Consider the following 22,657-nt stretch of genomic DNA (forward strand, 5'->3'; position numbering starts at 1 on the left):
AATAAATTTATCTCTTGCTTTTAATTAATTTTTCAAGTATTTAAAAATTAAATTACCATTAATATAGAGGAGAATGTTATGTTTAAATTATTCTTAATTATTGCTACAACAACATCTATTCAGGCATTTGCAAATTATAATATTCCTTTGTTAGTTAAAGAGGTACATGAAAAAAATATTGAAAATGGAATTACTATATCTACAAAATGTGAAATTTATAATAGATTGGTATTGATAACAAAAAAAGTTGAAGATATTGAATCGGTAAGATCAAAAATTATTCAAGTAAATGGAGATATGAATAAATTAATAAATGATGCGGATAATGGTTATTTTATTTTTCCAGAAACTCCTGAAGATGGTGTAATAAATATGTATTACGCTCAAAAAATATTACAAAATGGCTACGTCCGCAAAGTTAAATTATTTGAAAGTTCGGGTGATGGTGACAAATCTATTCAAAACACCTCAAAATCCGCTTTTAAAATTAGAAAATTTCTTGATTTAAATTGCAATTGAAATTTTTTATTCTCTTTTCCCAAGACCAAAAATTAATTTCAAAAATCATTTCTTACTAAAAATATTTGAAATATCTAAACCTGAAGTCTCTACTTCTTTAACAAAATTGGTGTATTCATTATTATCAGCGGCAACAGGAAAGAGCTCTTGAATATTATTTATATAATTTGGAAATTCTTTAATACAGGCAGGAATCGCAATTGAAAGTTTTTCCTTCAATTCTTTTGACAGACCTTTTCTTACATAAACAGGTTCATTTGGAATGGGTTTAGATAGCCAAACAATTCTGGTATCTTTAGAAATATTTGGATAAATATTTTCAACGCGAGAGCGGGCATCGTGAATTTTGCCATCTTTATCGGGGCTATTGTAATAAGTTGCGGCCACATCGACCTGACCTTGCATGAGGGCGATAATAGAGGCATCCATACTTCCTGTGGGCACTTCTTGGGCAAATTTCTTCTTATTTTTCTTCATTAAAATAGACGGGAAAATATAACTCGAAGCAGAGCTGGCATCGGAATAAGCGAATTTTTTGCCATTGAGGTCATCGACGGTTTTGATAGGCGAATCTTGTTTGACAAAAATGGCAGACTGATAGCTTGTGGATCCATAGCGCTTAATTTGCAAGAAGGGTTCGGCACCAAATTTATTACGAGCGATAAGAAAACTTACGATGTCACCAAAAGTCAAATCGACTTTTTGCGCTCCCATGGCTTCGACTACGGCAATGTAGCTATTAGGTACCTGAACATTGACAAATATTTTAGCTTTTTTCTCAATGCACTGCGCAACGGGTTTGGCGCTATCGAGAGCTTTAGCAGAATGTCCTGAAGGGACTATAGCAATTTTTAAAGGATTCTTGCGGGTTCCAATATCTTCTCCAGCAAAAGATTTTGTAATAGATAAAAAAGCACAAAGCAAAGCGAGCAGTTTAAGTTTCATAAAAAACCTCATAATTACATATACATCCTGTATTGCATCAAAACTTGGAGATATTAATTGTTTTTAGTTATTTGTCAAAACAAAAACGAAATGGCTTAAAAAATACAGAAAAACAATGAACCCCTTGATATAAAATGCAAGGGGAAAAGATTTTATAAAATTTTATTCTATTGGATGAAAACTAAAAAATCACCATGCGGGAACGGCACCAGGAAATAATTCTTCTGTTTTTTTGAGGACTTCATTCGAATTCATCACTTCTTTAAGCTGTTTAAAAAGTTTAGCTTTTTTCTCATCGCTCAGATCTTTTTCACGAACAACAATGACATTAATGTAAGGTTTGGCTGTTTTGGGATTTTCTTTAAGTAACGCTTGGGAGGGATGAAATCCCGCATTTAAGACAAAATCATTGTTCAAAACCACTGCTGTTACGTCCATGGCGGCACGAGCAGCTTGAGCAGCATCAACGGTTTTAATATTTAAATTTTTAGGATTTGAAACAATATCTTTAGGAGTTGGCAATTCACCAGCGCCTCCTTTGAGTTTAATAAGACCCGCATTTTGTAGTAGATTTAAGGCGCGTCCTTGATTACTGGGATCGTTAGGAATAACGATAGATGATTTCTCAGTAATTTCTGAAATATTTTTTATTTTTTTGGAATAAATTCCCATGGGATAAATAAAAGTATTTCCCACGATGGCTAATTTATATCCTTTTTTTGATTTAGCCTGTTCTAAAAAAGAAACAGTTTGGAAAATATTAGCATCGATGTCCCCACCGTTTAGGGCTTCATTTGGAATTTGATAGTCACCAAAAGTTTTTACATCAAGTGTAAGGTCAAACTTTTTTTTAGCAAGATCTTTAGCAACTTCAAGAATTTTTGCAGATGGACCGGCAGTAATTCCAACCTTAATTGTTTCACCAGCTATGGCAGAGTGAACGCTTAATATTCCTAAAGACAAAGAAGACAATAAAGTAACTAATTTAAATAACTTCATAACGAAACTCCTTCTTAACTAAGATACGTGACGTGAAACTTTTTTAGTGATAAAATCACCCGTAAATTGAATTACTAAAACCAAAGCAACTAATGTAACAAGTGCCTGCATCATGACAGGGGTATTAAATTGATAATACCCATATTGAATAGCCATGTTACCTAAACCACTTCCGCCCACGGCACCAGCCATTGCGGAATATTCGGTAAGACTGACAAATAAAATAGTACAAGCATTTGCAATACCAGGAACAGCTTCAGGTAATAAAACTTTATAAATAATTTGCATAGGTGAAGAACCCATTACTTGTGCAGCTTCAATTAATCCGGGATTCACACCTGCTAATTTTCCTTCTACAACACGTGCAAAAAAAGGGATAGCAGCAACGCTTAAAGGAACCATAGCCGCAGCAGTTCCAATGGAAGTACCGACAACAAATCGTGTAAAAGGAATAATAGCAACCATTAAGATAACAAAAGGAACAGAGCGACCAATTGTTACGATACTGCTTAAAATTTTATGAACATAAATGTTTTCATAAAACATTCCTTTTGCTGTTACCGTAAGACCAATTGCGATTGGTAAACCAAAAATAAATGCAGTCATTCCAGCAACAATAACCATGTAAATTGTAGCTAATGTTGATTCAAGCAGTGTACTTAATGTTTCCAGAAACATAACCTATAACCTCTGTGGTAATATTTGATTGACTTAAAAAATTGATTCCAGATTGTATTTGATTTTGTTCCCCGGTAACTTGGCAGAGCATAATTCCTAAGGGAGAATTTCTTACGAGATCAATATGGGCTTGAAGAATATTGACGCGCAAACCAAATTTTACAATAAGAGTTGAAATGATGGATTCACTTGCTGAATTTCCAACAAAGGTAAATTTTAAAACAGGACTTAAACCAATTCCGGGATAAGGTGACAATTGTTTTTCCATATTTTCAGGAAGAGCAATATGAAAAGCGGAACGTACCATGGCTTTCGCATTTGGTGTTTGAGGATTACTAAAGAGATCCACCATACTTGATGACTCAATAATTTCACCATTTTCAATAACAGCAACGCGATCACAAATAGATTTTACTACATCCATTTCATGAGTAATCAGCAATATGGTAACACCAAATTTTTCATTAATTTCTTTTAATAAAGTTAAAATAGATTTCGTTGTTTCGGGATCGAGTGCCGATGTGGCTTCATCACATAAAAGAACTTTGGGATTGGATGCTAAAGAACGCGCAATAGCAACTCGCTGTTTTTGACCACCGCTCAATTGATGTGGATAGTGATCGCCTTTATCTGAAAGTCCGGTCACTTCAAGTAAATAAAGAACTCGTTCCTGAATTTCTTTTTTATCAACGCCAGCAAGTTCCAAAGGCAAGGCAATATTTTTAAATGCCGTCGCAGAAGAAAGAAGATTAAAATGCTGAAATATCATACCGATATTTCTTCTTTGTTTTCTTAACTCAACTTCTTTAAGAGAAGTTAAAGAAACATCATCAAGAATCACTTCTCCTTCCGTGGGTTTTTCTAATAAGTTAACAGTTCGAAGCAAAGTGCTTTTTCCAGCGCCACTTTTACCAATGATCCCAAAAATTTCACCTTTAGAAACGTGAAGATCAATTCCTTTTAAAGCATGAGCGGTGCCCTGCTTTGTTGTAAAATATTTTTTAATACCAATAAGTTTGATCATAAGTCTGCCTAATCAGTTTTAATGAAAAACAAAAAGTTCAATTATATTATTAATAAGATAATAGTAATAAATTTAAGAAAAAACACAACAACAAGATTTTTTTACAAAAATTATAGTTTTAATATGTTGCATTGATTTTAAGAAGGGTATTATTTGAGTGGACATCTTGATTCCCGCTTTAGCTGAATTTACAGTAAAAAAATAAACGCCCGCAAGCTGACTATCAAATCGGCGTTCTTGATCTTTAAATCATATATCATTAGTTGAGTCAATAATAAAATGAAGCCTAATTGTCCTGATTAAAATTTATTGGTATGTTTATTTTTCAATACTCAAATACAAGGAGTTTATTGTGGAAGAAAATTCTTACGACTCTAGTAATAGTACCACACAAATACAAATATTAGGTCCTGTCTTTAAATTTGGTGGGACAAGTCTGGGATCTGTTGAACGCATAGAACACGTTGCCAATCTCTGCTTAAAATTAAAACCTTCTGCCGTCGTCGTTTCTGCGATGTCAGGAGAAACTAACAGACTTGTGGCAATGGCAAATGAAATCTCTACAAAAAATGATGTTCCCGAATATGATATGCTTGTCGCAAGCGGGGAGCAAGTTTCTGTTTCTTTATTAAGCTTGGCGCTACGTAAAAGAGGAATTGAGCCCGCACCGATGCTCGCTCCTACAGCAGGCATTCTAACAGACTCACAATTTTCAAAAGCAAGTATTTTAAAAGTAAAAGGCGACGCTATTCAGGCGGCGATTGCTAAAGGACACCTCCCTATAATTGCAGGATTCCAAGGAGTAACAGAAGACGGCCGTCTTACTTCGCTAGGCCGAGGAGGCTCCGACACCTCGGCCGTTGCTATTGCGGCTGGAATAGGCGCCAAAGAATGCATTATCTATACCGATGTCGACGGCGTCTTTACAACCGATCCGCGCATTTGTCCTGACGCCCGCATTATCCGCAGCATTCATTATGAAGAAATGCTAGAAATGGCGAGTCAAGGAAGTAAAGTTTTGCATATCAGAAGCGTACAACTTGCAGCAAAATGGGGGATTCGATTAGTGGTGCGTAATTCATTTTCAAATGACGAAGGAACAGAAATGAGCACAAAAGATACACCCATTGAAGGAGAAGTGGTCTCAGGAGTAGCGGCCACTCAAAATGAAGCCTGGATTCAAGCGGGGGCAACAAAAAATCCTCAATTTCATTTAGCGAGCGTTTTTTCTGAGCTTGCTGAAAAAAAGATTAATGTTGACATTATTACACAGTCCTATGAAGATGCAGGAACAAAAATCAATTTTACTGTGGCTGAAAATGATGCTCCACTTGCCATTGAAACTTTAAAAACACGCTTTCCCCAAAGCCCTCTTTCTTTTAGAAATGATGTTGCTAAAATTTCTATTGTAGGAGTCGGAATGCGCACGCATGCGGGAGTAGCCGCACGCATGTTTCAAGTATTAGCGGCTCAAAATATTGAAATTTTATTGGTAACAACTTCCGAAATTAAGGTAGGATGTTTGATTCCAAGAGAAAAACTAAAACAAGCTGTTCAAGTTTTGCACAAAGAATTTCTGTCACTCCGCCTTTAAAATTTCACTCGCATTTAAGCCGGTTAATTTCTTAAGTCTAAATATAAACCACCATAAACCAAACAAAGAAATTACTGTTTTAGGCAGCGCAATAACAATATAACTTTTCCAAGTCATTTCTGCTAATTCTTTATTAAATGCCTCCGTTCCCGAAGGACTTACAATAATATCTATTGCTAAAATAAAATTTAATAGTCCACTTAAAAAGAAGGCGCATCCAAAAACCATGGTAATTTGCCACATTAAAACTTTAAAAGCATTTTCTGCTTTTTTTTCTTTTAATTTGCTTTCTAAAAATTCTATTTTAAATATGTTTTCATTATAAATAAAATAATTAACAAAAGGCTTGCCAATCCAAGCGGAAACAATAGTAAAGATACCTAAAAAAGTAGGAATGGCTGCTTCTTGAATGGCAAACCACAATCCATCTACTTTAAAACAGGCAAAAATGCCTTTTATAAGAATACTGGTAATGCCAAGAACGGCGATGAGGCTGGCTTGTTTTCTTTTGAAGTAGTCATAAATTCCATAAATTAAGGACACAGAAAGAGACAGCAATAAAGCATTCAAGGGTCCTAAAGTAGAACTTAATTTATTTAAAACAAGAACGGGAATAATGACAAAAAATAACAGCGATAATAAAAAATTTTCTTTCGATTTTTTATCCACTACAGGAGCGTCTACATTGTTTTGAACCATTTTATTTTCCATAAAAGCTTTCTTTTAAACCAAAGAGTAATCCCAACAAAGCGCATTCAACCTAACACACATTAGGAAATAAAGCATACCCAGATTTGCACAAATAGACTTCATAATCCCAAAATATCTCATACTGTATAATAAAAATCAGAGACTTACTCAAACAGCCAAACATGAAATTATAAGAAAAGGGTGTGAAAGTCTCAAAACTTTATGATACCAATTATTTTTTTTTAAATTAAATAATTTCAAATAGTTAGAGCAAAAAGACTTCTCTTTTTATCTCAATTAAATCTCAGCAAATTTGAAATTCTCCCGATATCAATACCATTCATTCGTAAAAATGGGGTCGAAAAAATGGAATTTAATTTAGAGGATTTCAACTTAAGCACAGTCCATGAAATTATTAATTATATCAGCAATAGAACCAAAGAATTAGGATTTGACATGGCTTCACGCCCCCAAACAGGAGCGCTTTTGCGAGTCTTAGCAGCATCTAAACCCAAAGGAACGTTTTTAGAAATTGGAACAGGAACAGGCTTTGGGACGGCATGGCTTCTCGAAGGTATGGATGCGGATTCCAAACTCATCAGTGTAGAGTCCGATGCCAAAGTTCAAAGTGTGGCGAAAGAAGCATTTCAAAGAGATACAAGACTTGAATTGGTTTATGAAAATGGAGCCAAATTTTTAAAGAAACAAGCACCAAACTCATTTGACATGATTTTTGCTGACGCCTTTCCTGGAAAATATGAACTCTTAAAGGAGACATTAGAATTATTAAAACCAGGTGGACTTTATGTTGTAGATGACATGTTACCGCAAATAGATTGGCCAGCGGATCATTATCCTCTTGCAAAAGGTGTTTTAGAGAATCTGAAAAAATTAAATAATGTAACATCTGTAGGCTTACATTGGTCTAGTGGATTGATTCTCTTAGTTCCAAAAACTTAAAATTAAATAAATATTTTCTCCAATTTAAGGAGTTTAAAAAATGCTGAAAAATAAATCATATTTTAATCCTAATAGCAATGATGAAAAATGGGATTTTTTTCGCAAAAATTATACCTTAGATGATGAGAAAATTCATTTTTCATTAGCAATTCATGTTCCACATAGCATTTCCTTAAATAAAGAAATCGATCAATTTCGAAAAATGATTGATTTTAACCCTGACTTTATGAGACGTGAAAGACATAAATACACTAATCAGACATTAGATGCTGCGGCACGTTATCTTGGGACGGATAAAAATTTAATATCCTTAACTGATAGTTCGACAATGAGCCTAGCTCTTATTCTAAATGGACTTCAATTTAATAAAGGTGATGAAATTATCACAACAAATAGTGAGCATTATTCTTTAGAAAAACTTTGCGAAAATACTGCACTTAACAAAGAATTAAAAATTAAAAAAGTAAACTTAATTAATGAAAATAATAAATTTAAAAAAAATACATTCATTGAAAATATAATTAAAGAAATCAATAATAAAACGTCAATTATTGCTATTTCATGGGTAAACTCAAGATATGGTATTAAACTTCCACTTAAAGAGATTTCAATTGAAATTGAAAAAATAAATTATTCACGTGACGAAAATAATAAAATACTTTTATGTGTTGATGGTGTTCATGGTTTTGCTATTGAATATTTAGAAAGTATTCATGATTTAGGTGTCGATTTCTTTGCTACAGGTTGTCACAAATGGCTATTTGGTCCTAGAGGAACAGGATTGTTATGGGGAACTGAAAGAGCTTGGAAAAAATTAAATCCTATAATTCCTTCTTTTGAAAAAATTGCTTGGGATCATTATTTGGAGTGGGATGGAAAAACAGTAACAGAAAATGACCTTATTAAATCAAAAATGTGCACACCTGGTGGATTTAAATCATTTGAATATATTTGGGCTCTACGTCATGCCTTTGAATATCATGAACACATTGGCAAAAAGAAAATACATGATAGAGTTCATGATTTAAGTGTTATATGCAAAAATGAGTTGAGCGCAATTCCTAATTTGACAATGTACACACCTATGGAATCAGAATTTTCTTCAGGATTTATATGTTTTAATATTGCTGGTATCAAAGCTTGTGAAATAGTTCAAAAAATGGCCGAATATAATATTATTATAGGTCAATCTCCTTACAAGGAATCCTGTGCAAGAATAACGCCTTGTATTTATAATACAGAAAAAGAGATTCTTTTAGCTTGTAAAAAAATTAAAGAAATATCTGAAGAGATAAAATAGCATGAATGAAAATAAATATGACATTATAATTATAGGTGCTGGCGCACAAGCAATTTCCTTTTTAGCTGGTATATGCTCGTATATTAAAAAAAATGACAATCATTATAATTTAAAAATCGGTATTATTGATAAAAAAGAAAATTTTGGTTGTGGCCGTGTTTATAATCATGATTTCCCATGGATTCTCATGAATACGCCCGCAACTGATCTTTCGATTGATAAAAATAATCGTTTTGAATTCTACGAATGGATAAAAAAAACGATCGATCCCTCAATTTTACTTGAAAATAATTATGATTTTGTTCCAAGAAATGTATTTGGATTATATTTAAAAGATAAATACATTGATTTTAAAAATCAACTCTATAATAAAGGCATTATCCTGGAAGATATTATTGATTATGCAAAAGATATATCAATAGATAAAAACGAAAAAGTAGATATTTTACTTGAATCAAAAAATAATATTAAAACAAATTATGTTGTTTTTGCAACAGGACCAAGCAATTCAGATGATTATTACAATCTAAAAATATGCAAAAACTATATACACAACCCATTGCCAGCAAATCAAAAATTAATAAATATTCCCAAAGATGCTAATGTAGGAATTATCGGTTCTAATTTAACAGCTATTGACGTTGCTGTAACTTTAAAACATTTAGGTCACACGGGAAATATTTTTATGGCTTCTCGAAATGGCAAACTTCCTGAGGTTAAAGGCAAATATTTAAAGTCATATCCACCACACAATGCTCAATATTTAAATTTTAAAAAATTATCAGAACACAAAAAGGATTCACTCAGTTTAAAAGATCTCATTCGTTACATTAGAAAAGATTTAGCGTTACATGGCTATCATTGGAGAAACTTCTTTTTTGAAAAAAATTCTAAACCAGAAAGTTTTGAAGATTTTAAGTGCCGTGTGGAAGAAGCTCAAACAAGCCCTACTCCCTTCAACATCGTACTTGGAATTATTCCCGAAATTGCAAAAACATGGCGACTTGTTTCGCAAGATCAAATTGATCTCTTCATGTCAAATTACTATAGACAAGTTCATCAAAAACACGGCGCTATTCCTTTAGTAAATGCAGAAAAAATTCTAAAATTGATGGAAACAGGTCAACTTTTATTAAAAGGAAATTTAACTGACGTAAATTTTAAAAATCAGCAATTCAATTTAAATTTTAAAAATCAGGAATCGTTAAAATGTGATTTTGTAATAAATGCCACGGGTCCTAAAAAAACAATTTGTCAAAATGTTCCCAAATTACCATTTACAACACTCTGCGCATCTGGAAATGTAAATGAAACTCATATTGGCGGCATAATAATAGATATAAATACGGGTAAAATATTGACTAAAAATGGATTTTATCAAAATAAATTAAGAGCTATAGGACATAATGCAGAAGGCTCTCATCCCTTTATAAATAATTTTGCTTGGATTTTAGAAACAAGCTTTGAGGTTGCGGAATCCTTATTTTGTGAGGTTATTAATGCAAAAAGAACTGATGGCACTTGAAGATTTAATTTGTATTGTTGATGCCTATTCAACAGGAAAAAAACTTGCTGCTGAATTTCAAAAACATGGAAAAAAATGTATTCATATTAAAAGCTCAATTAAAAATGCTAATGATGCTAAAAGAATGGAGTTTGTTGAAGAAATTTTATATGAAGGTAATTTACAAAATTTAGAAAATACAATCCGAAAATTTAATCCCACACATATTATTGCAGGTTCTGAAATGGGAGTTGAATTAGCGGATAAACTTGTTGCTTCCTTTCAAATATCTGACGCCTCTAATCCTAGTACAACGCAATATCGAAGAAATAAGTATTATATGCAAGAAAGACTTTATGAGCAAGGAATTCCTTGTATAAAACAATTTAAATCAAATGATATGAATGAAATTATCCAATGGGTTAAAAGGTTCAGAACCTGGCCTATAGTCATTAAACCCTTAAATAGCGCAGCAAGTGATGGTGTTACCATTTGTGAAAATGAATTTGAAATTCAGGCTGCTTTTGATCGCATTTATAACCAAGAAAATAGATTAGGTATTAAAAATGAAGAAGTTCTTGTTCAAGAATATTTAGAAGGAACTCAATATTTTGTGAATACCGTGAGCTGGGATGGTATTCATTGTATATCAGATATTTGGGTTCAAAACAGAAGAAGACTGGAGGGCAGAGCCTTTTTATTTGAAAGCATGTCTTTATGTCCCAGTAAGGGTAAGATTGAAAATGAACTCAAAAAATATACTGAAAAAGTTTTATCTGCATTAAATTTAACCCATGGCGCCGCTCATAACGAAGTGATGTGGACAAAAGAGGGGCCGAAACTGATTGAGTTAAATGCCCGGTTAATGGGAGCTTCTATTGACGATGACTCATTTAGAACAGCTTTAGGCTATACTCAAGCACAACTTTTAGCTCTCGCCTATGTAAACCCAAAAGAGTTTATAAATAATTACACGCGACAAAATTATCGTTTATATAAAAATCTTTCTGAAGTATCCTTTATCTTTCATAAAGATGGCATATTAAAATCTTTTCCCAAAAAAAATAAAATTGAGAAATTAAGATCTTTTCATAGTTTTATCGGTTTGCCAGAACTCAATACCATTGTAAAAAAAACGGAAGACACTTTAGGGCTTCCAGGTTATGTTTATTTACTTCATGAAGATAAATATATTATAGAAAGTGATTTAAATACAATTTTAGAATGGCAAAGAAATAATGAAGTTTTTGAAATAGATGACATTGAATAATATTTAAATCATCTTAATTTCATTTTCCATACATAAAATAAAACACCATTATGCTGTTCTCCTAATGATGAAATTCTATCAGAATTATATGCAAATGACATTTTTTGATTTAATACGACAACAAAAATATTTTTTTCAGTAAAATACTTACTTAAATTTTTTGTAAATAAAATATTATTTGGAGCACTATTTACAGATTTTTCATACATACTTTCATACACTGGATCATCTGGAGATTCTTTTTCAAAGTAGGAGCTTTTTTTAAAAAAGGCAAAGTTTTTATTTGGATCATTTGATGAAAAACCAAATCCTGTCCACCAAAGCACATTCTCATCATCATCTCTAAATCTTGTGTATGTCAAATCAGTATCATAAAAAACAGTTTGAATTCCAACATTTTTTAATTGATAAATAATTTCACGAATATAAGGTAGAGAGTTTATATTTTTAATATTCGCCCAGTATGTATGAATATGAAATACCTTATCTTTCCATAATTCTTGTGGAATTTCATTTAATAGTGCTTTAGCACGCTCTATGTTTTGTTTTTGAATGGGAATTTCGGCACGATACTCTTTAATGGAACTGAATATGGGTATCATTTGATCTTCAGGAAGAATTTCTTTATAAAGAGATTTCGATGCAATCAAATTCCTATTGAGTGCTAATGAAACTGCTTCTCGAAACTTAGGATTTCTCCCTAATTCCGTTCGAAAATTAAATAAAAAACCACCATTCGAATAAATATGAGGAAAAATAATTCTCCTATCAGTTCCTGATTTTCCCCTTCCCGAATCTCCTAATAATATTTTAATATCACCTTCATCTTTATTGCTAAAAATAAATTTAATATATTTAGGAATATTTTCACTATTTTTTGCTTTCTTCAATACAAAAATATAATTTTCCCAATCGACATAATCCACTTTATATTTACCAAATCCAATAGGATATTTATTCCAATGTGAATAAGTATTATCAAATTCTTCGATAGGAACAATTGGAATTCTTCCAATTGATATTTTATTAAAAAATAAATTATTTTTTCTTTTTAATTTAAAAACTATATTATAATCATCAATAACTTTTATACCTTCAATTAACCCTGTTGGATATTCAATTGAATTTATTTTGCTAAAAATAATATTCTGATGACTTAATTTATCAAAATCAACAATATCATCTAAAATGCTAGCAAGTAGCTTACTTTTTATATTTGAAATTTGTTCCCTTATTAAGGAAAACTCAACATCATAAGCAGTTACCTCTCTTTTATTATGAAACAATATATTTTTTTTTAACCTTGCATGACAAGCGAAATTTTCACAATAATATTTCTCAAGAAGAGTATTTTGTGGCAATTCGTCGTCAAAATATGCTTGTTCTTTTGGAATAAGACTCCCATTTACAGATGCAGAAAATGTCTCAATAACGTGCGAAACTGCTTTAGATGCATCCCAAGGGATTTGAGGAATTTCAGATAAATTAATTGTAATCGTTTCATCTTCAGGATATTTATCTGTATTATTATACATTCTTTTTGACATTAAAAATACGAACAGTATAAATGGTAGAAAGATGACTAATAAGAATATTTTTCTTAATTTTATTTTCTTTATTGTCATATTCAAAATTCCGTCATTTTTTGTTTTTTATCTAAAAATCGATTTCAAAAATCTAGAAAGTCATATTATATTATACTACAAAAAAATCATACTATTATATAAAAATAAATAAATACTTGATTAAAGAAAATCACTTTGTTTTTACAAAAGAGGTAAACAATCTTCTTGGCTGCAGTCGGGAGTGAAGATCAACACTTTTCTCATTTAACACGAGTTCTTTGATTATTTTTGCCGCCCAAAAACCCGCTGAAAACCCTGTAGCAAGCCACCCGGTATTTCCTAAGATTCGGCCAAGCTTACCAAATTCACCAACAACGGGCAGCTCATCACAAGGGTAACAATCAACAAGTATTTTTTTTGATACTAAGGATAAGGGAAGTTGAGATAAAAGTTCTTCTCTCGTTTTTATTTCCAAATAATTTTGAATAATACCAAAAAGAATTTCTGAATGATATTTTTCGATATTTTGAAATACTTTTTCATCTATATGCGAATTTGTTAGATCAATCCCCGCACCTGCTCCAGGCAATAAAAATCGAGGACCTGATATTTTTAAATAAACATCATCATGATTTGAAAAAAATGTCGCACAAACATGTCCATTTGCAGCTCGAAAACTGATGGAAGGAAATGCAATATTTGATTTGCAGTGATATTCAAATAAAGTATCACTCATTGGAATTAAAATTTTTTCATACCTGGGAAGTAATTTAGAAATATTTAATGTATTTCCAAGAACTGCAATTTCACAATTTATTTTCGGGTGATTTTTAAACTCAATAGAACAAGAACTTTGTGTTTCATTAATCTTAACAGCCGCAGAGGAAATCAAATGAACGTTGTTTCGCTGTAGAGCTTGATATATTGTATTTTGAAATTCTTCTGGATTTTTACATATCAATGAGTTATTTTCTTCTAAATAAACATTTTTTAATTCTGTTTTTTTTAAACCAAAACCAAGTTTAAAAGCATCTTCTAATTCATCTGTTTCAAAATCTTTGGTACTTATTCTTAAACAGCTTGATGAAATCCAATTAGAATTATCGCCAATAAGAGGAAGTAAAGAATGTTGAAAATAAGCAATTCCCTTTGAACAAAACTCATGCAAATAAAGGGCCACTTCATGTCCATGCGCCACTTCAGCGCGCGTTGGAGGATCATTTAAAGAAGGCCAACACGTCCTTAGAGAAGAAAAAAAAGAACCCAAGAGCTCTGTTTTCTCAGGATAAATCAATCCTATTTTAAGCCCTTCCTGCGCAAGCAAAAGAGCACTAAAACAAGAAAAAACACCCGCCCCCACAACAGCAACATCAAATTCTTGTTCAGACATGGTTTATCTTTCACTTAAGGCCGCGTCCTTGGAATATCAATTAATTTAGTTTAAAGACTTTTTACAAACAAGGGAACACCAATCACCCATAATATGATTTTCAATAAATAACATTTTTTGAGATTTTAAAAACTCTTTAAAGTCTTGCATTTCCGCTACTAATATACCAGACAAAATAACGATTCCCTTATCAGTGATATGATCACGAATAGAAGGCATAATTGCTTTTAAGGGACGACTTTGAATATTCGCAATAATCATCTCAAACTCTTTTTCAACAATTTCCTCAATAGCTGAATTTGTAAAAATAATGTGCTGAGTTTGATTTACTTCTGCATTTTCGAGAGCAATCCTCATACAATCGGGATCGAGATCGTTTGCCACGATATGCGTGGCTCCTAATTTAGCCGCAGCAATGGCCAAAATGCCGCTTCCCGTCCCTACGTCCATCACACGCGAGGGAATGTTATATTTTAACATTACTTCCAAGCAGAGACGGGTGGTTTCATGCTGCCCCGTCCCAAAAGCCATCCCAGGATTGATAATAATTTTATGAGTTTGTCCAAATTGTGAGGGATTTTCCCAAGGTGGCAAAATGGCAATTTTGTCTTCAATAAGAATAGGCTTAAAGGATGCTTTCCAACTTTCTTGCCAATTTTGATCGGCAATAGGCTTTATCAAAAAAGTCTTTTGATCATAAGGAAACTGAATGGAAGTCAAAACATGTTCTAAAGATTTCTGAACAGATTCCAAATATTCCTTGTCTTCACTGTAAATAACAACAGGTGTTTCTTTGACCAATTCGGTGTAATAATCATGCCGCGGCGCTTGGGGATTGTATTCAGCTTCAACATCACAATCAATAGAGCCTAAAACAAAATTATCAATACCCAATTCCGTTAAAATTTCAGCAATGAATTCTTTATTTTCTTCTGGGACATGAATATCGAGTTCATAATAAGTCACTTTATTTTCTGTCATCAGGATAACCCTTTCCATTTCAAATACAAATAATTATTCATCGATAAAAGGGAATCATATCCATGTGCTCAGTGACACTGTGCCTGCACTTAACGTTTTGTGATATAGATTACTTGTGCAGGTTTTGAGGCTCCCCATTTCGGTAACAAATTCTGCCATATCCTTTTTCAGGAGAGAAACAAAGTGTTTTTACGAAGACAACACTTGCAAAGCAGGAATATGCAGCGTGTGGTCATTGGCGCGGGCGCTCTGGGGCTGTTTTTATACCATTGCCTTGAGCAGGAATATTCACAAAAAACATTAAAAATAATTTCAAACTCGTGGTTTCAAAAACCAATCATGATTGAATCATTGGATAAACATGTCGACCAACTAAATCCATCATCGTATTTTCTTGCAGAAAATCTTGAAAAAACATTTCCCTTATTGTCAGAAAAAACTATTATCTTTTATATTTGTTTGCCACCAGAGGCAAGCCTAACTGCATTAAATTATATTGAAATTATTTTAAACAAAAACCCTCAAATTAAAACTAACGTTATATTATTTATGAATAATGGAATTCTTGATTATCAATACCTAACTCAATTTATCAAGAAAGACTCATTGCATCGATGTAGAGAAACCTATTGCATGCGCGCCCTTGTTGTTTCAGGATTTATGCGCACCTTTTTAGATAACAAAATTCTAATTCAAAATACTTCGGGGAAAGAAATATATTATGGATTTTTTAAAAACAAGCCCCCTTTTTCAATAAACTTTATTCTCCCTAAAAATTATCTTACATGGCATTATTCTAAAAAATATCTTTGCTATGGAAATCGCGAAGTTTTTTGTTAATTTTACCCTTGGATTATATATTGGCCCTCAATATCTGCCGAACTCAAATATATATTTACTTTTAAACGATAAAAAATTGAAATCAACTATGAGAATATTCTGTTTATTGTTTAACGATAAAAATATTAACATAAAATATTTAGAAAAATATTTTCATGAAACTATAAATAAAACAGCACTAAACATCAATAGCATTTCTTTGTCATGGTTACATGGAAATGATAAACCTATTAAATATTTTACGTCAACAGTTGAAAAAATGATAAAATTAAATCATAATAGAGAAGTAAAAAAATTTTTTATAGATTTAATCGATTCTCAATTGGTAAAATTAAACAGATAAAAATTTGAAAGTCATTTTATGCTAAAAGAGCTTATTAAAAATATTTATTATTCACAAAAACCATTCGTCACTTTATTTTTTATATTTGTAAATATCATATTTTATCTATATACTTCAACTCAAAATGGTTTCTCATTACAAAAAATAATTGAAGGACCTAGTTACGACACTCTCATCTTATTTGGCGCAAAAGAAAACGGTCTTATTTCAATGGGACAAATTCATCGTTTTTTTTTCCCATTTTCATGCATGTTAATTTAGTCCACCTTATTATCAATATGCTAGGTTTATGGTTCGTAGGCAGAATTTTTGAATTTATTGCGGGTCATAAAAACATCTTTCTTCTTTACCTTATCGCAGGAATTTCAGGATGCATTTGCAGCTTCGCTCTACTTCCTTATTTATCCGTTGGAGCATCAGCGAGTCTTTTTGGAATTTTATTTTGCCTTTATATTATTCAGAAATATGAAGAAAAATTAAGCAAAAAATTTAAATTTAAACGCACAAATGTACAATTAGGTCAAATCATAATTATAAATATTGTCATTAATATCACATTTGGACTTTTTACGTCAATTTTTGATTGGGCTGCTCACTTGGGAGGATCCATTGCAGGAATTCTTTATGGCTTTGCTTTAACAACGAGACATAATTGGAACTTAAAAATCATATTATCGCAAGATCAGAAATTAGCAGTTAAGAAAAATTTCTTTGAAAACTTTCAGGTTTATTTTTTTGGAATTTTAATAATTAATATTTTATTTTTGATGTCCTATTTTAAAGTACAAAAATACCAAAAGTTATTTGGGCTTGCCATCGAAAGAGCCGCTCTTAATAAAACAACCTTCTTGTCAAATCATGATCTGTCACAATATGAAGATATTTTAGTCAAACAAAATAATGAGACAAATCCTGAGAACATACTAAATGGAGCCCTATTTCTTCACAGCAACGGATACTTTCTTTCTGCTGAAAAAATTTATGAAACTTTAATTTTAATGTTTAATCAGGATTTTGCTTCTGAAAAATTTAATTCTGAAACTCAGAAAGAATTTATTCTGAATTCTTTAAATCTTGCAAAAATGAAGGCTCCTCTTTCTCCTAATACTATATTAACTATTCAATCTCCTCGCGATATAACTTCATTAGAAGAAATTTGTTCAAAACCAGCAAAACTATTTATGACTCTCGGATATTTTCAATTTTCTGGGAAATTATTTGCTTGCAGCTACTCACTCAATCTAAGAAATGATGAATATGCCATTGCTTCTATGGAGTCTTTTCATTTAGCAGATGATAACAATGGTATGAAGCAAGTTCTTTCAATGATTATTAATGAAGAAAAAAATAAGACAAAAAATCACAAAAAATGATTTTTTGTCTTAAATATAAGTTTGTTGATTTATTATGACTCGTATTCGTTTACAGGGACTTCAAAATTTAATTTACTGCCTTTATGATGGTGATGATTTTGTTTTTTTTCATGACTTTTTTTCATTTGTTCAAGAGCTTTTTTTGCACATTGATGAATGCTATTATACATATCTGAAGATTTTACGGTAACATTTCCATTAAAAATTCCGTCTATCCAAATGAGATGAGCGATTTGATCTTCTCTTTCAATAGATAAAGTCCATTTTGTTGAAATATGATATAATGCAATAGAATTTAGTTTATCCTTTGTTTCTGCTTCACAAGCGTCTTTTAATGCGGGAGTAAGATCGAATCCGTGGGCAGCGACTTGTATTGACATAAACACTCCTTCATTCAATGAGGTCTAAATAAACAGTATATTATTTTTTATATTTAGGCTAGCCTTTTTACATTTTTTAGCTGGAAATTTTTTGTGCAATTAAAAGTGGGATAGAACAAGCTTCTTCTATGGCAATAGTTTTACTACCAAGAAAAAATCTTTTTAATGCACTTCCACCAGATGCACCAATGACAAGCAAATTATTTTGTTGATATTTTTTTATATATTTTAAAATTTCATCACCAACACGCCCTAAATCCATATGATTATGGATATTTTTTAAATTAAAATCTTCTTTTAATTTATCTTTAATTTTATTTAATTCATTTATTCTTTGCACTTTAATTTCATCGATAGTTTGTGTCTGAACCTGAGAAGGAACATAATCAATAGGAAAAATATGAGAGACATTCATATCAAAATGTAAATTCACGGTATCAATAATATGTAATATTGAAATTTCACAATTTGTTTTTAAAGCAAATTCTGAGGCAAAAATTTCTGCTAGTTTACTTTCTTCTGTCAAAGAAGAGCCTACAATAATTCCCTTTGGCATCCAACTAGCCCATTCTTCTGACTCCGGCATTAAGAGTGTCGAAATATGACTTTCTTCACAAATTTCTATAGCAGGAGATCCAAATAATAATTTTTCCCAAAAATTATTATTTTGTTTTACAACTACTATTAAATCATAGGAATAATTTTTTTCTTCAATAACATCAATGGCGGCAGTCACTTCATTTTCTAACTTAATTTCATAAATAATATTTTCAGGTAATTTTAAATTAAATATTTTTGAAATATTATTAAAATGATCTATTGTTTCTAATTTTTTTTGTTCTACAAATTTTAAATACTCTTCTGTATGTGGAAAATCGGGTTGCGGCTGAATGATATTTTCATCAAAATAATTATTAGGGACATGTGCATAATATTCACCGCAACTTAAGACGGTCATTTCGGCTTTAAAAAGATCAGTCAAACGCAATGCTGCTATTTCCGCATTTCGAGAAATTAGAGAAAGATCTGTTACACACAGGATTTTCTTTATCATTTGCATATTAGAATCTCCTCATGAGATTTTAGCAATTTTTATCTTATAAACCTAGCTTATTCGCCTCTTTTACACGACCTGTTGATAGCAATATTTTTGTAAGCATTGTTTTTGCAAAGATATTATCCTTATTTTCACCCATTAAATAACGCGCCGAAAGCTCGGCAAAACGGATTTCTTTTAATTCAAACAAAACTTTTGCAAGCAAACCTATGTAATCTATTGATTTTGTGTGCCTTGCCAAGGCGGGCACCAAGAGTGCGTAAGCCTTTTGTATTTCGTTCCCATTGATTAAGGTGTCAATCACTTCCTCTAACATGCCACTCCTATGATACGAATAGCTTTTTTCATAAACACCCCGCATTCTCTGCTCTAAAAAATTCTCGTTCAAGGGCTTAGGGACATAATCTATAAAATGACCCGATTTTAATAATTTTAAGTCAAAGGAAGCATCCGTATGACACAGAGCAAGGGCTGGAGGTGGTGGTATAAAACGCTTACAGGAGTTGAGAAATTGCACAGGAAAAAAGTGATACTGCTCAAATATCTTAACATCTTCAACAACAAGATGTGGTCTAAATCTTTTTTTTACTATAATATCAATAGCTTCTGGTATTTTTTGACATCCAATTACTTTTTTAGCGCCACAGCGAAGAAAGGCTCCATGAAGTATCTTTCCTACAGCTAAATCCTCAGTAATATAAAGAGCATGCAATATAAACTCAGAAGTCACAGTTTGAACCTCAATTTTGAAATATTATCAATTCCTTACACTCTATCTTAATTGTCTTTCTGATTCTTCATACATTTGAAAAGTATGCTTATTTCCTTGACATTCTAATTATAAGATTTTATCACGAGCCTTTGCACTATGCTTTTCAAAGTGTAGTTTTCCTAGCAATGCACCCTGTGCTGAATTTCTTTAAAGACAATAGTGTTTTTATATACTTTTCCGCAGCAAGTGCCCTATAAAATGGCTTCGCCCATACAGGAGTTTCTCAATGGCTCTCAAATTTAGACTTCAACGCCACGGCTGCAAAGGTCGCCCTTTTTATCATGTTGTCGTTACAGACTCTCGTAATGCGCGCAACGGCCGCTTTATTGAGCGCGTAGGTCACTACAATCCCATGACTGATCTTTCCATTGTCGAACTTAAAACAGACAGAATGGCTCACTGGTATGGCGTTGGCTGCCGTCCTACGGACACTGTTGCAAATTTACTCAAAATCAAAAAAATTGATCTTGCTGAAATTGCAAAAGCTTAAATTTATTTTTCAATTTAGCGATTTAGGTATCCAGGGCTCCTAAATCGCTTTGTTAAGTGTGAGATTGGTTCAAGCAAGTCTATGCGCTCTCACTTAATTTTTTCTAGCAGCATATACTTATACTATTTGGAGCTTATCAATGGCTAATCATGTTTCTTCCGAAAAACGCGCTCGTCAAACTGAAGTACGTCGCCTTCGCAACCGCGCTAATATGAGCGCAATGAAGACGACTGTAAAAAAAGTACTCGAAGCAGTTCAAAAGAAAGATTTCTCTAATATCGATGCACTTTTACGTGATGCACAATCTGTTATTGCGAAAACACGTCAAAAAGGCTCTATTCATAAAAACAATATGGCACGCCGTATTAGCAGACTAAATGCATTTGTAAACAAAGCACGTAACGCTCAATAAGTTTTATTTTGCTTTACAAAAAAGCCTCTTTGTTGCTGTTGTGACAAAGAGGCTTTTTATTATTGTGACGATAATATTTAAATTAATTTATTTCAAATTTTAAATTATCTATAACAAAATTTATAGCCTGCTCTATTTTTCCCATTAAATCTTTTTCATGATTCCCTTCGACAATCACATAACCAAAAGAGTCGCCACTAAAGGAACGCCTCCAGCCTTGCTCTCCGAGCGAAATATTTAATTTTGATTTTTTTATACTTTTTATTTCAGAAAAATTTGGAATTGCTTTACAAACTCCCTCTTGAGGAGGAATTAAAAAGAATCCACACAATGATTTCAAATTGTCCTGCGCTAATAAATGAAGAGCATTTTTGCTAGACAGAATTCTGCTTTGCAATAAAAATTGTAATTTATTAAGATTAATTCCTGCTGCGAATTCAATTGTTTCATTTATTCTTCCTCCTCCGGTGCGGCAAGCAATTTCACATAAAGAAAGATTTTGAAATTCATCGACAAAAACTTCGGCATGAAAAGTGTAACCATTCGGCAAAGAAAAAGCTTTGCAGACCTTTTCCACATACGAAACTAATTTATTAAAAATAGGGTTATCATCACTTAGCATATAACTTCCCGAATAGTTATTTTGCGAGAAATTATTTAATTGCAGACCTTTAAATAAATATTTACTAGGGCAAATAAATGGAATTTCGCCATCAATACAAATACCATCCACATGATACAAATCGCCCGCTTGAAAGATTTCAACACACAAATCAGAAACATATTCTGAGTAAGGTATACGAGGCGTAAAGCCTATTTCTAAGAATCCAATAAGTTCATTTTTATCTGATATTTTTTTACCAAATACAGAGCCCGAACTTGTCCTGGGTTTAATAAAAATAGGTAATTGAAAATTCTCCACAAAATTAATAAGCGAAAGAGGATTTTCAAGTGGTATACCTTGATGAACAGCAATATTATGCCTTAATAAATTTTCTTTCATTAAAATTTTATCACGAAAATTCATCGCATTTTCAATAGACTGACCATATTTTATTCCCAACTTATCTCTCAATCGTGCTGAACGAATAACATCATCTTCCCCAAAAGAAATGATGTCAGAAATCGGATACTCTTGATGCAGTTTAATTACATCTAAATAAACATTTCCATTATTTAAGTAATTTTCATAGGACTTGATAAATTTGAATATGCTTTTATTTTTTAATTCTATAATTTCATCTTCAGTCGTACTTTCATAATCTAGTATTAAACTCAACATAATTTCATTATCAAAATTTTTTAACCAATCTTCAAATTGAAATTCATGAATTTTATGTAAGGTCAGAACAAGAATATGTTTCATATTTAGGAATAAACTCCTTACTTAAAAATTTTAATTTTAAAAAATATATCAAAAATATCGCAATGCAATTTTCTATGATTATTAAAAATAAATTTCAAAAAATCAAAAATCTTTTAATATATTTTTTACTATAAATCAATAATTACAAATAAGATAAAAAAATTTTAACATCTCTTGCCCAAAATCCTTTCCTATTTCATTCATT

General features: G+C 31.8%; 24 protein-coding genes. 12 read left to right on the forward strand and 12 right to left on the reverse strand.

All coding sequences use genetic code 11. The features are described from left to right. The first annotated feature begins 78 nt into the window (after window positions 1–78). The gene (locus AXG55_RS12070; protein ID WP_148698363.1) at window positions 79–519 is read left to right on the forward strand and encodes a hypothetical protein; all 441 of its coding nucleotides are present in this window, start codon (window positions 79–81) and stop codon (window positions 517–519) included. Between the two features lie 45 nt (window positions 520–564). Here the strand turns inward: AXG55_RS12070 and phnD are convergent, their stop codons facing one another. From phnD to AXG55_RS12090, 4 genes are all read right to left on the reverse strand, one after another. Continuing rightward, window positions 565–1,464: a phosphate/phosphite/phosphonate ABC transporter substrate-binding protein gene (phnD, locus tag AXG55_RS12075; RefSeq protein WP_233231201.1), complete on the reverse strand. Its 900-nt coding sequence runs from the start codon at window positions 1,462–1,464 to the stop codon at window positions 565–567. Between the two features lie 189 nt (window positions 1,465–1,653). Beyond that, complete coding sequence (locus tag AXG55_RS12080; RefSeq protein ID WP_148698365.1) at window positions 1,654–2,463, reverse strand: MetQ/NlpA family ABC transporter substrate-binding protein; 810 nt, start codon at window positions 2,461–2,463, stop codon at window positions 1,654–1,656. Window positions 2,464–2,481: 18 nt separating this feature from the next. Then, the gene (locus AXG55_RS12085; protein ID WP_148698366.1) at window positions 2,482–3,141 is read right to left on the reverse strand and encodes a methionine ABC transporter permease; all 660 of its coding nucleotides are present in this window, start codon (window positions 3,139–3,141) and stop codon (window positions 2,482–2,484) included. Then, window positions 3,110–4,165: a methionine ABC transporter ATP-binding protein gene (locus AXG55_RS12090; RefSeq protein ID WP_148698367.1), complete on the reverse strand. Its 1,056-nt coding sequence runs from the start codon at window positions 4,163–4,165 to the stop codon at window positions 3,110–3,112. Before AXG55_RS12090 ends, AXG55_RS12085 begins: the two co-directional genes overlap by 32 nt. A gap of 352 nt (window positions 4,166–4,517) precedes the next feature. On the opposite strand from AXG55_RS12090, the gene AXG55_RS12095 reads away from it, so the two are divergent. After that, on the forward strand, window positions 4,518–5,759 hold the full coding sequence (locus tag AXG55_RS12095) for an aspartate kinase (protein WP_233231202.1): 1,242 nt from the start codon (window positions 4,518–4,520) through the stop codon (window positions 5,757–5,759). On the opposite strand, the gene AXG55_RS12100 is transcribed toward AXG55_RS12095, so the two are convergent. Then, window positions 5,745–6,458: a VC0807 family protein gene (locus tag AXG55_RS12100; protein ID WP_233231203.1), complete on the reverse strand. Its 714-nt coding sequence runs from the start codon at window positions 6,456–6,458 to the stop codon at window positions 5,745–5,747. The two genes, AXG55_RS12095 and AXG55_RS12100, sit on opposite strands and share 15 nt — an antisense overlap. Window positions 6,459–6,815: 357 nt before the next feature. On the opposite strand from AXG55_RS12100, the gene AXG55_RS12105 reads away from it, so the two are divergent. The 4 genes from AXG55_RS12105 to AXG55_RS12120 are packed head-to-tail and all read left to right on the forward strand — an operon-like array spanning window position 6,816 to window position 11,483. Continuing rightward, complete coding sequence (locus AXG55_RS12105) at window positions 6,816–7,409, forward strand: O-methyltransferase (protein ID WP_148698370.1); 594 nt, start codon at window positions 6,816–6,818, stop codon at window positions 7,407–7,409. Window positions 7,410–7,449: 40 nt separating this feature from the next. After that, entirely contained in the window at window positions 7,450–8,709 is a 1,260-nt protein-coding gene (locus tag AXG55_RS12110; protein ID WP_148698371.1) for an aminotransferase class V-fold PLP-dependent enzyme, read from the forward strand. Between the two features lies 1 nt (window position 8,710). Next, window positions 8,711–10,234 (forward strand): FAD/NAD(P)-binding protein, encoded by a 1,524-nt coding sequence (locus tag AXG55_RS12115; protein ID WP_148698372.1) that lies wholly within the window; start codon window positions 8,711–8,713, stop codon window positions 10,232–10,234. Further along, window positions 10,209–11,483 carry an ATP-grasp domain-containing protein gene (locus AXG55_RS12120; RefSeq protein WP_148698373.1) on the forward strand — a complete coding sequence of 425 codons (1,275 nt, stop codon included), beginning with the start codon at window positions 10,209–10,211 and terminating at the stop codon, window positions 11,481–11,483. The genes AXG55_RS12115 and AXG55_RS12120 overlap by 26 nt, the downstream gene beginning before the upstream one ends. Before the next feature lie 8 nt (window positions 11,484–11,491). On the opposite strand, the gene AXG55_RS12125 is transcribed toward AXG55_RS12120, so the two are convergent. The 3 genes from AXG55_RS12125 to prmA all read right to left on the reverse strand — a co-directional run bounded on the left by AXG55_RS12125 (window position 11,492) and on the right by prmA (window position 15,419). Further along, the gene (locus AXG55_RS12125) at window positions 11,492–13,108 is read right to left on the reverse strand and encodes an ABC transporter substrate-binding protein (RefSeq protein WP_148698374.1); all 1,617 of its coding nucleotides are present in this window, start codon (window positions 13,106–13,108) and stop codon (window positions 11,492–11,494) included. A gap of 130 nt (window positions 13,109–13,238) precedes the next feature. Then, entirely contained in the window at window positions 13,239–14,438 is a 1,200-nt protein-coding gene (locus AXG55_RS12130) for an FAD-dependent oxidoreductase (protein WP_148698375.1), read from the reverse strand. Between the two features lie 45 nt (window positions 14,439–14,483). Next, complete coding sequence (gene prmA / locus AXG55_RS12135) at window positions 14,484–15,419, reverse strand: 50S ribosomal protein L11 methyltransferase (RefSeq protein ID WP_233231204.1); 936 nt, start codon at window positions 15,417–15,419, stop codon at window positions 14,484–14,486. A 183-nt stretch (window positions 15,420–15,602) separates the two neighbouring features. On the opposite strand from prmA, the gene AXG55_RS12140 reads away from it, so the two are divergent. The 4 genes from AXG55_RS12140 to AXG55_RS12155 all read left to right on the forward strand — a co-directional run bounded on the left by AXG55_RS12140 (window position 15,603) and on the right by AXG55_RS12155 (window position 17,975). Beyond that, window positions 15,603–16,259 (forward strand): hypothetical protein, encoded by a 657-nt coding sequence (locus AXG55_RS12140; RefSeq protein ID WP_148698377.1) that lies wholly within the window; start codon window positions 15,603–15,605, stop codon window positions 16,257–16,259. 88 nt (window positions 16,260–16,347) lie between these two features. Then, the gene (locus tag AXG55_RS12145; protein WP_148698378.1) at window positions 16,348–16,602 is read left to right on the forward strand and encodes a hypothetical protein; all 255 of its coding nucleotides are present in this window, start codon (window positions 16,348–16,350) and stop codon (window positions 16,600–16,602) included. Between the two features lie 18 nt (window positions 16,603–16,620). Then, on the forward strand, window positions 16,621–16,863 hold the full coding sequence (locus AXG55_RS12150; protein ID WP_148698379.1) for a hypothetical protein: 243 nt from the start codon (window positions 16,621–16,623) through the stop codon (window positions 16,861–16,863). Window positions 16,864–16,880: 17 nt separating this feature from the next. After that, on the forward strand, window positions 16,881–17,975 hold the full coding sequence (locus tag AXG55_RS12155; RefSeq protein WP_237243984.1) for a rhomboid family intramembrane serine protease: 1,095 nt from the start codon (window positions 16,881–16,883) through the stop codon (window positions 17,973–17,975). Window positions 17,976–18,007: 32 nt separating this feature from the next. On the opposite strand, the gene AXG55_RS12160 is transcribed toward AXG55_RS12155, so the two are convergent. The 3 genes from AXG55_RS12160 to AXG55_RS12170 form a co-directional block, all read right to left on the reverse strand. After that, window positions 18,008–18,355, reverse strand: a complete 348-nt coding sequence (locus AXG55_RS12160; RefSeq protein ID WP_148698381.1) for an HPF/RaiA family ribosome-associated protein — start codon at window positions 18,353–18,355, stop codon at window positions 18,008–18,010. A gap of 76 nt (window positions 18,356–18,431) precedes the next feature. Then, complete coding sequence (locus AXG55_RS12165; RefSeq protein ID WP_148698382.1) at window positions 18,432–19,415, reverse strand: universal stress protein; 984 nt, start codon at window positions 19,413–19,415, stop codon at window positions 18,432–18,434. Window positions 19,416–19,452: 37 nt separating this feature from the next. Next, on the reverse strand, window positions 19,453–20,142 hold the full coding sequence (locus AXG55_RS12170) for a hypothetical protein (RefSeq protein WP_148698383.1): 690 nt from the start codon (window positions 20,140–20,142) through the stop codon (window positions 19,453–19,455). Window positions 20,143–20,410: 268 nt separating this feature from the next. On the opposite strand from AXG55_RS12170, the gene rpsP reads away from it, so the two are divergent. Continuing rightward, window positions 20,411–20,674, forward strand: a complete 264-nt coding sequence (gene rpsP / locus AXG55_RS12175) for a 30S ribosomal protein S16 (RefSeq protein ID WP_148698384.1) — start codon at window positions 20,411–20,413, stop codon at window positions 20,672–20,674. Between the two features lie 139 nt (window positions 20,675–20,813). After that, entirely contained in the window at window positions 20,814–21,086 is a 273-nt protein-coding gene (rpsT, locus tag AXG55_RS12180; protein ID WP_148698385.1) for a 30S ribosomal protein S20, read from the forward strand. Window positions 21,087–21,168: 82 nt separating this feature from the next. Here rpsT and AXG55_RS12185 read toward each other — a convergent pair whose 3' ends face one another. Next, window positions 21,169–22,452, reverse strand: coding sequence for an ATP-grasp domain-containing protein (locus tag AXG55_RS12185; RefSeq protein ID WP_148698386.1), 1,284 nt, complete (start codon window positions 22,450–22,452; stop codon window positions 21,169–21,171). Window positions 22,453–22,657 lie beyond the last annotated feature (205 nt).

It is taken from the genome of Silvanigrella aquatica, assembly GCF_001907975.1.
Lineage (GTDB): Bacteria > Bdellovibrionota_B > Oligoflexia > Silvanigrellales > Silvanigrellaceae > Silvanigrella > Silvanigrella aquatica.

What these genes read in the sequence shown, in the direction of transcription:
- AXG55_RS12080 (WP_148698365.1), bottom strand. Translation starts at nt 2,463, where the DNA reads ATGAAGTTATTTAAATTAGTTACTTTATTGTCTTCTTTGTCTTTAGGA.
- AXG55_RS12085 (WP_148698366.1), bottom strand. Translation starts at nt 3,141, where the DNA reads ATGTTTCTGGAAACATTAAGTACACTGCTTGAATCAACATTAGCTACA.
- AXG55_RS12110 (WP_148698371.1), top strand. Translation starts at nt 7,450, where the DNA reads ATGCTGAAAAATAAATCATATTTTAATCCTAATAGCAATGATGAAAAA.
- AXG55_RS12120 (WP_148698373.1), top strand. Translation starts at nt 10,209, where the DNA reads ATGCAAAAAGAACTGATGGCACTTGAAGATTTAATTTGTATTGTTGAT.
- AXG55_RS12185 (WP_148698386.1), bottom strand. Translation starts at nt 22,452, where the DNA reads ATGAAACATATTCTTGTTCTGACCTTACATAAAATTCATGAATTTCAA.
- AXG55_RS12115 (WP_148698372.1), top strand. Translation starts at nt 8,711, where the DNA reads ATGAATGAAAATAAATATGACATTATAATTATAGGTGCTGGCGCACAA.
- AXG55_RS12130 (WP_148698375.1), bottom strand. Translation starts at nt 14,438, where the DNA reads ATGTCTGAACAAGAATTTGATGTTGCTGTTGTGGGGGCGGGTGTTTTT.
- AXG55_RS12155 (WP_237243984.1), top strand. Translation starts at nt 16,881, where the DNA reads ATGCTAGGTTTATGGTTCGTAGGCAGAATTTTTGAATTTATTGCGGGT.
- rpsP (WP_148698384.1), top strand. Translation starts at nt 20,411, where the DNA reads ATGGCTCTCAAATTTAGACTTCAACGCCACGGCTGCAAAGGTCGCCCT.
- AXG55_RS12090 (WP_148698367.1), bottom strand. Translation starts at nt 4,165, where the DNA reads ATGATCAAACTTATTGGTATTAAAAAATATTTTACAACAAAGCAGGGC.
- AXG55_RS12105 (WP_148698370.1), top strand. Translation starts at nt 6,816, where the DNA reads ATGGAATTTAATTTAGAGGATTTCAACTTAAGCACAGTCCATGAAATT.
- AXG55_RS12100 (WP_233231203.1), bottom strand. Translation starts at nt 6,458, where the DNA reads ATGGTTCAAAACAATGTAGACGCTCCTGTAGTGGATAAAAAATCGAAA.
- AXG55_RS12150 (WP_148698379.1), top strand. Translation starts at nt 16,621, where the DNA reads ATGCTAAAAGAGCTTATTAAAAATATTTATTATTCACAAAAACCATTC.
- AXG55_RS12145 (WP_148698378.1), top strand. Translation starts at nt 16,348, where the DNA reads ATGAGAATATTCTGTTTATTGTTTAACGATAAAAATATTAACATAAAA.
- AXG55_RS12160 (WP_148698381.1), bottom strand. Translation starts at nt 18,355, where the DNA reads ATGTCAATACAAGTCGCTGCCCACGGATTCGATCTTACTCCCGCATTA.
- AXG55_RS12165 (WP_148698382.1), bottom strand. Translation starts at nt 19,415, where the DNA reads ATGCAAATGATAAAGAAAATCCTGTGTGTAACAGATCTTTCTCTAATT.
- phnD (WP_233231201.1), bottom strand. Translation starts at nt 1,464, where the DNA reads ATGAAACTTAAACTGCTCGCTTTGCTTTGTGCTTTTTTATCTATTACA.
- AXG55_RS12070 (WP_148698363.1), top strand. Translation starts at nt 79, where the DNA reads ATGTTTAAATTATTCTTAATTATTGCTACAACAACATCTATTCAGGCA.
- rpsT (WP_148698385.1), top strand. Translation starts at nt 20,814, where the DNA reads ATGGCTAATCATGTTTCTTCCGAAAAACGCGCTCGTCAAACTGAAGTA.
- prmA (WP_233231204.1), bottom strand. Translation starts at nt 15,419, where the DNA reads ATGACAGAAAATAAAGTGACTTATTATGAACTCGATATTCATGTCCCA.
- AXG55_RS12125 (WP_148698374.1), bottom strand. Translation starts at nt 13,108, where the DNA reads ATGACAATAAAGAAAATAAAATTAAGAAAAATATTCTTATTAGTCATC.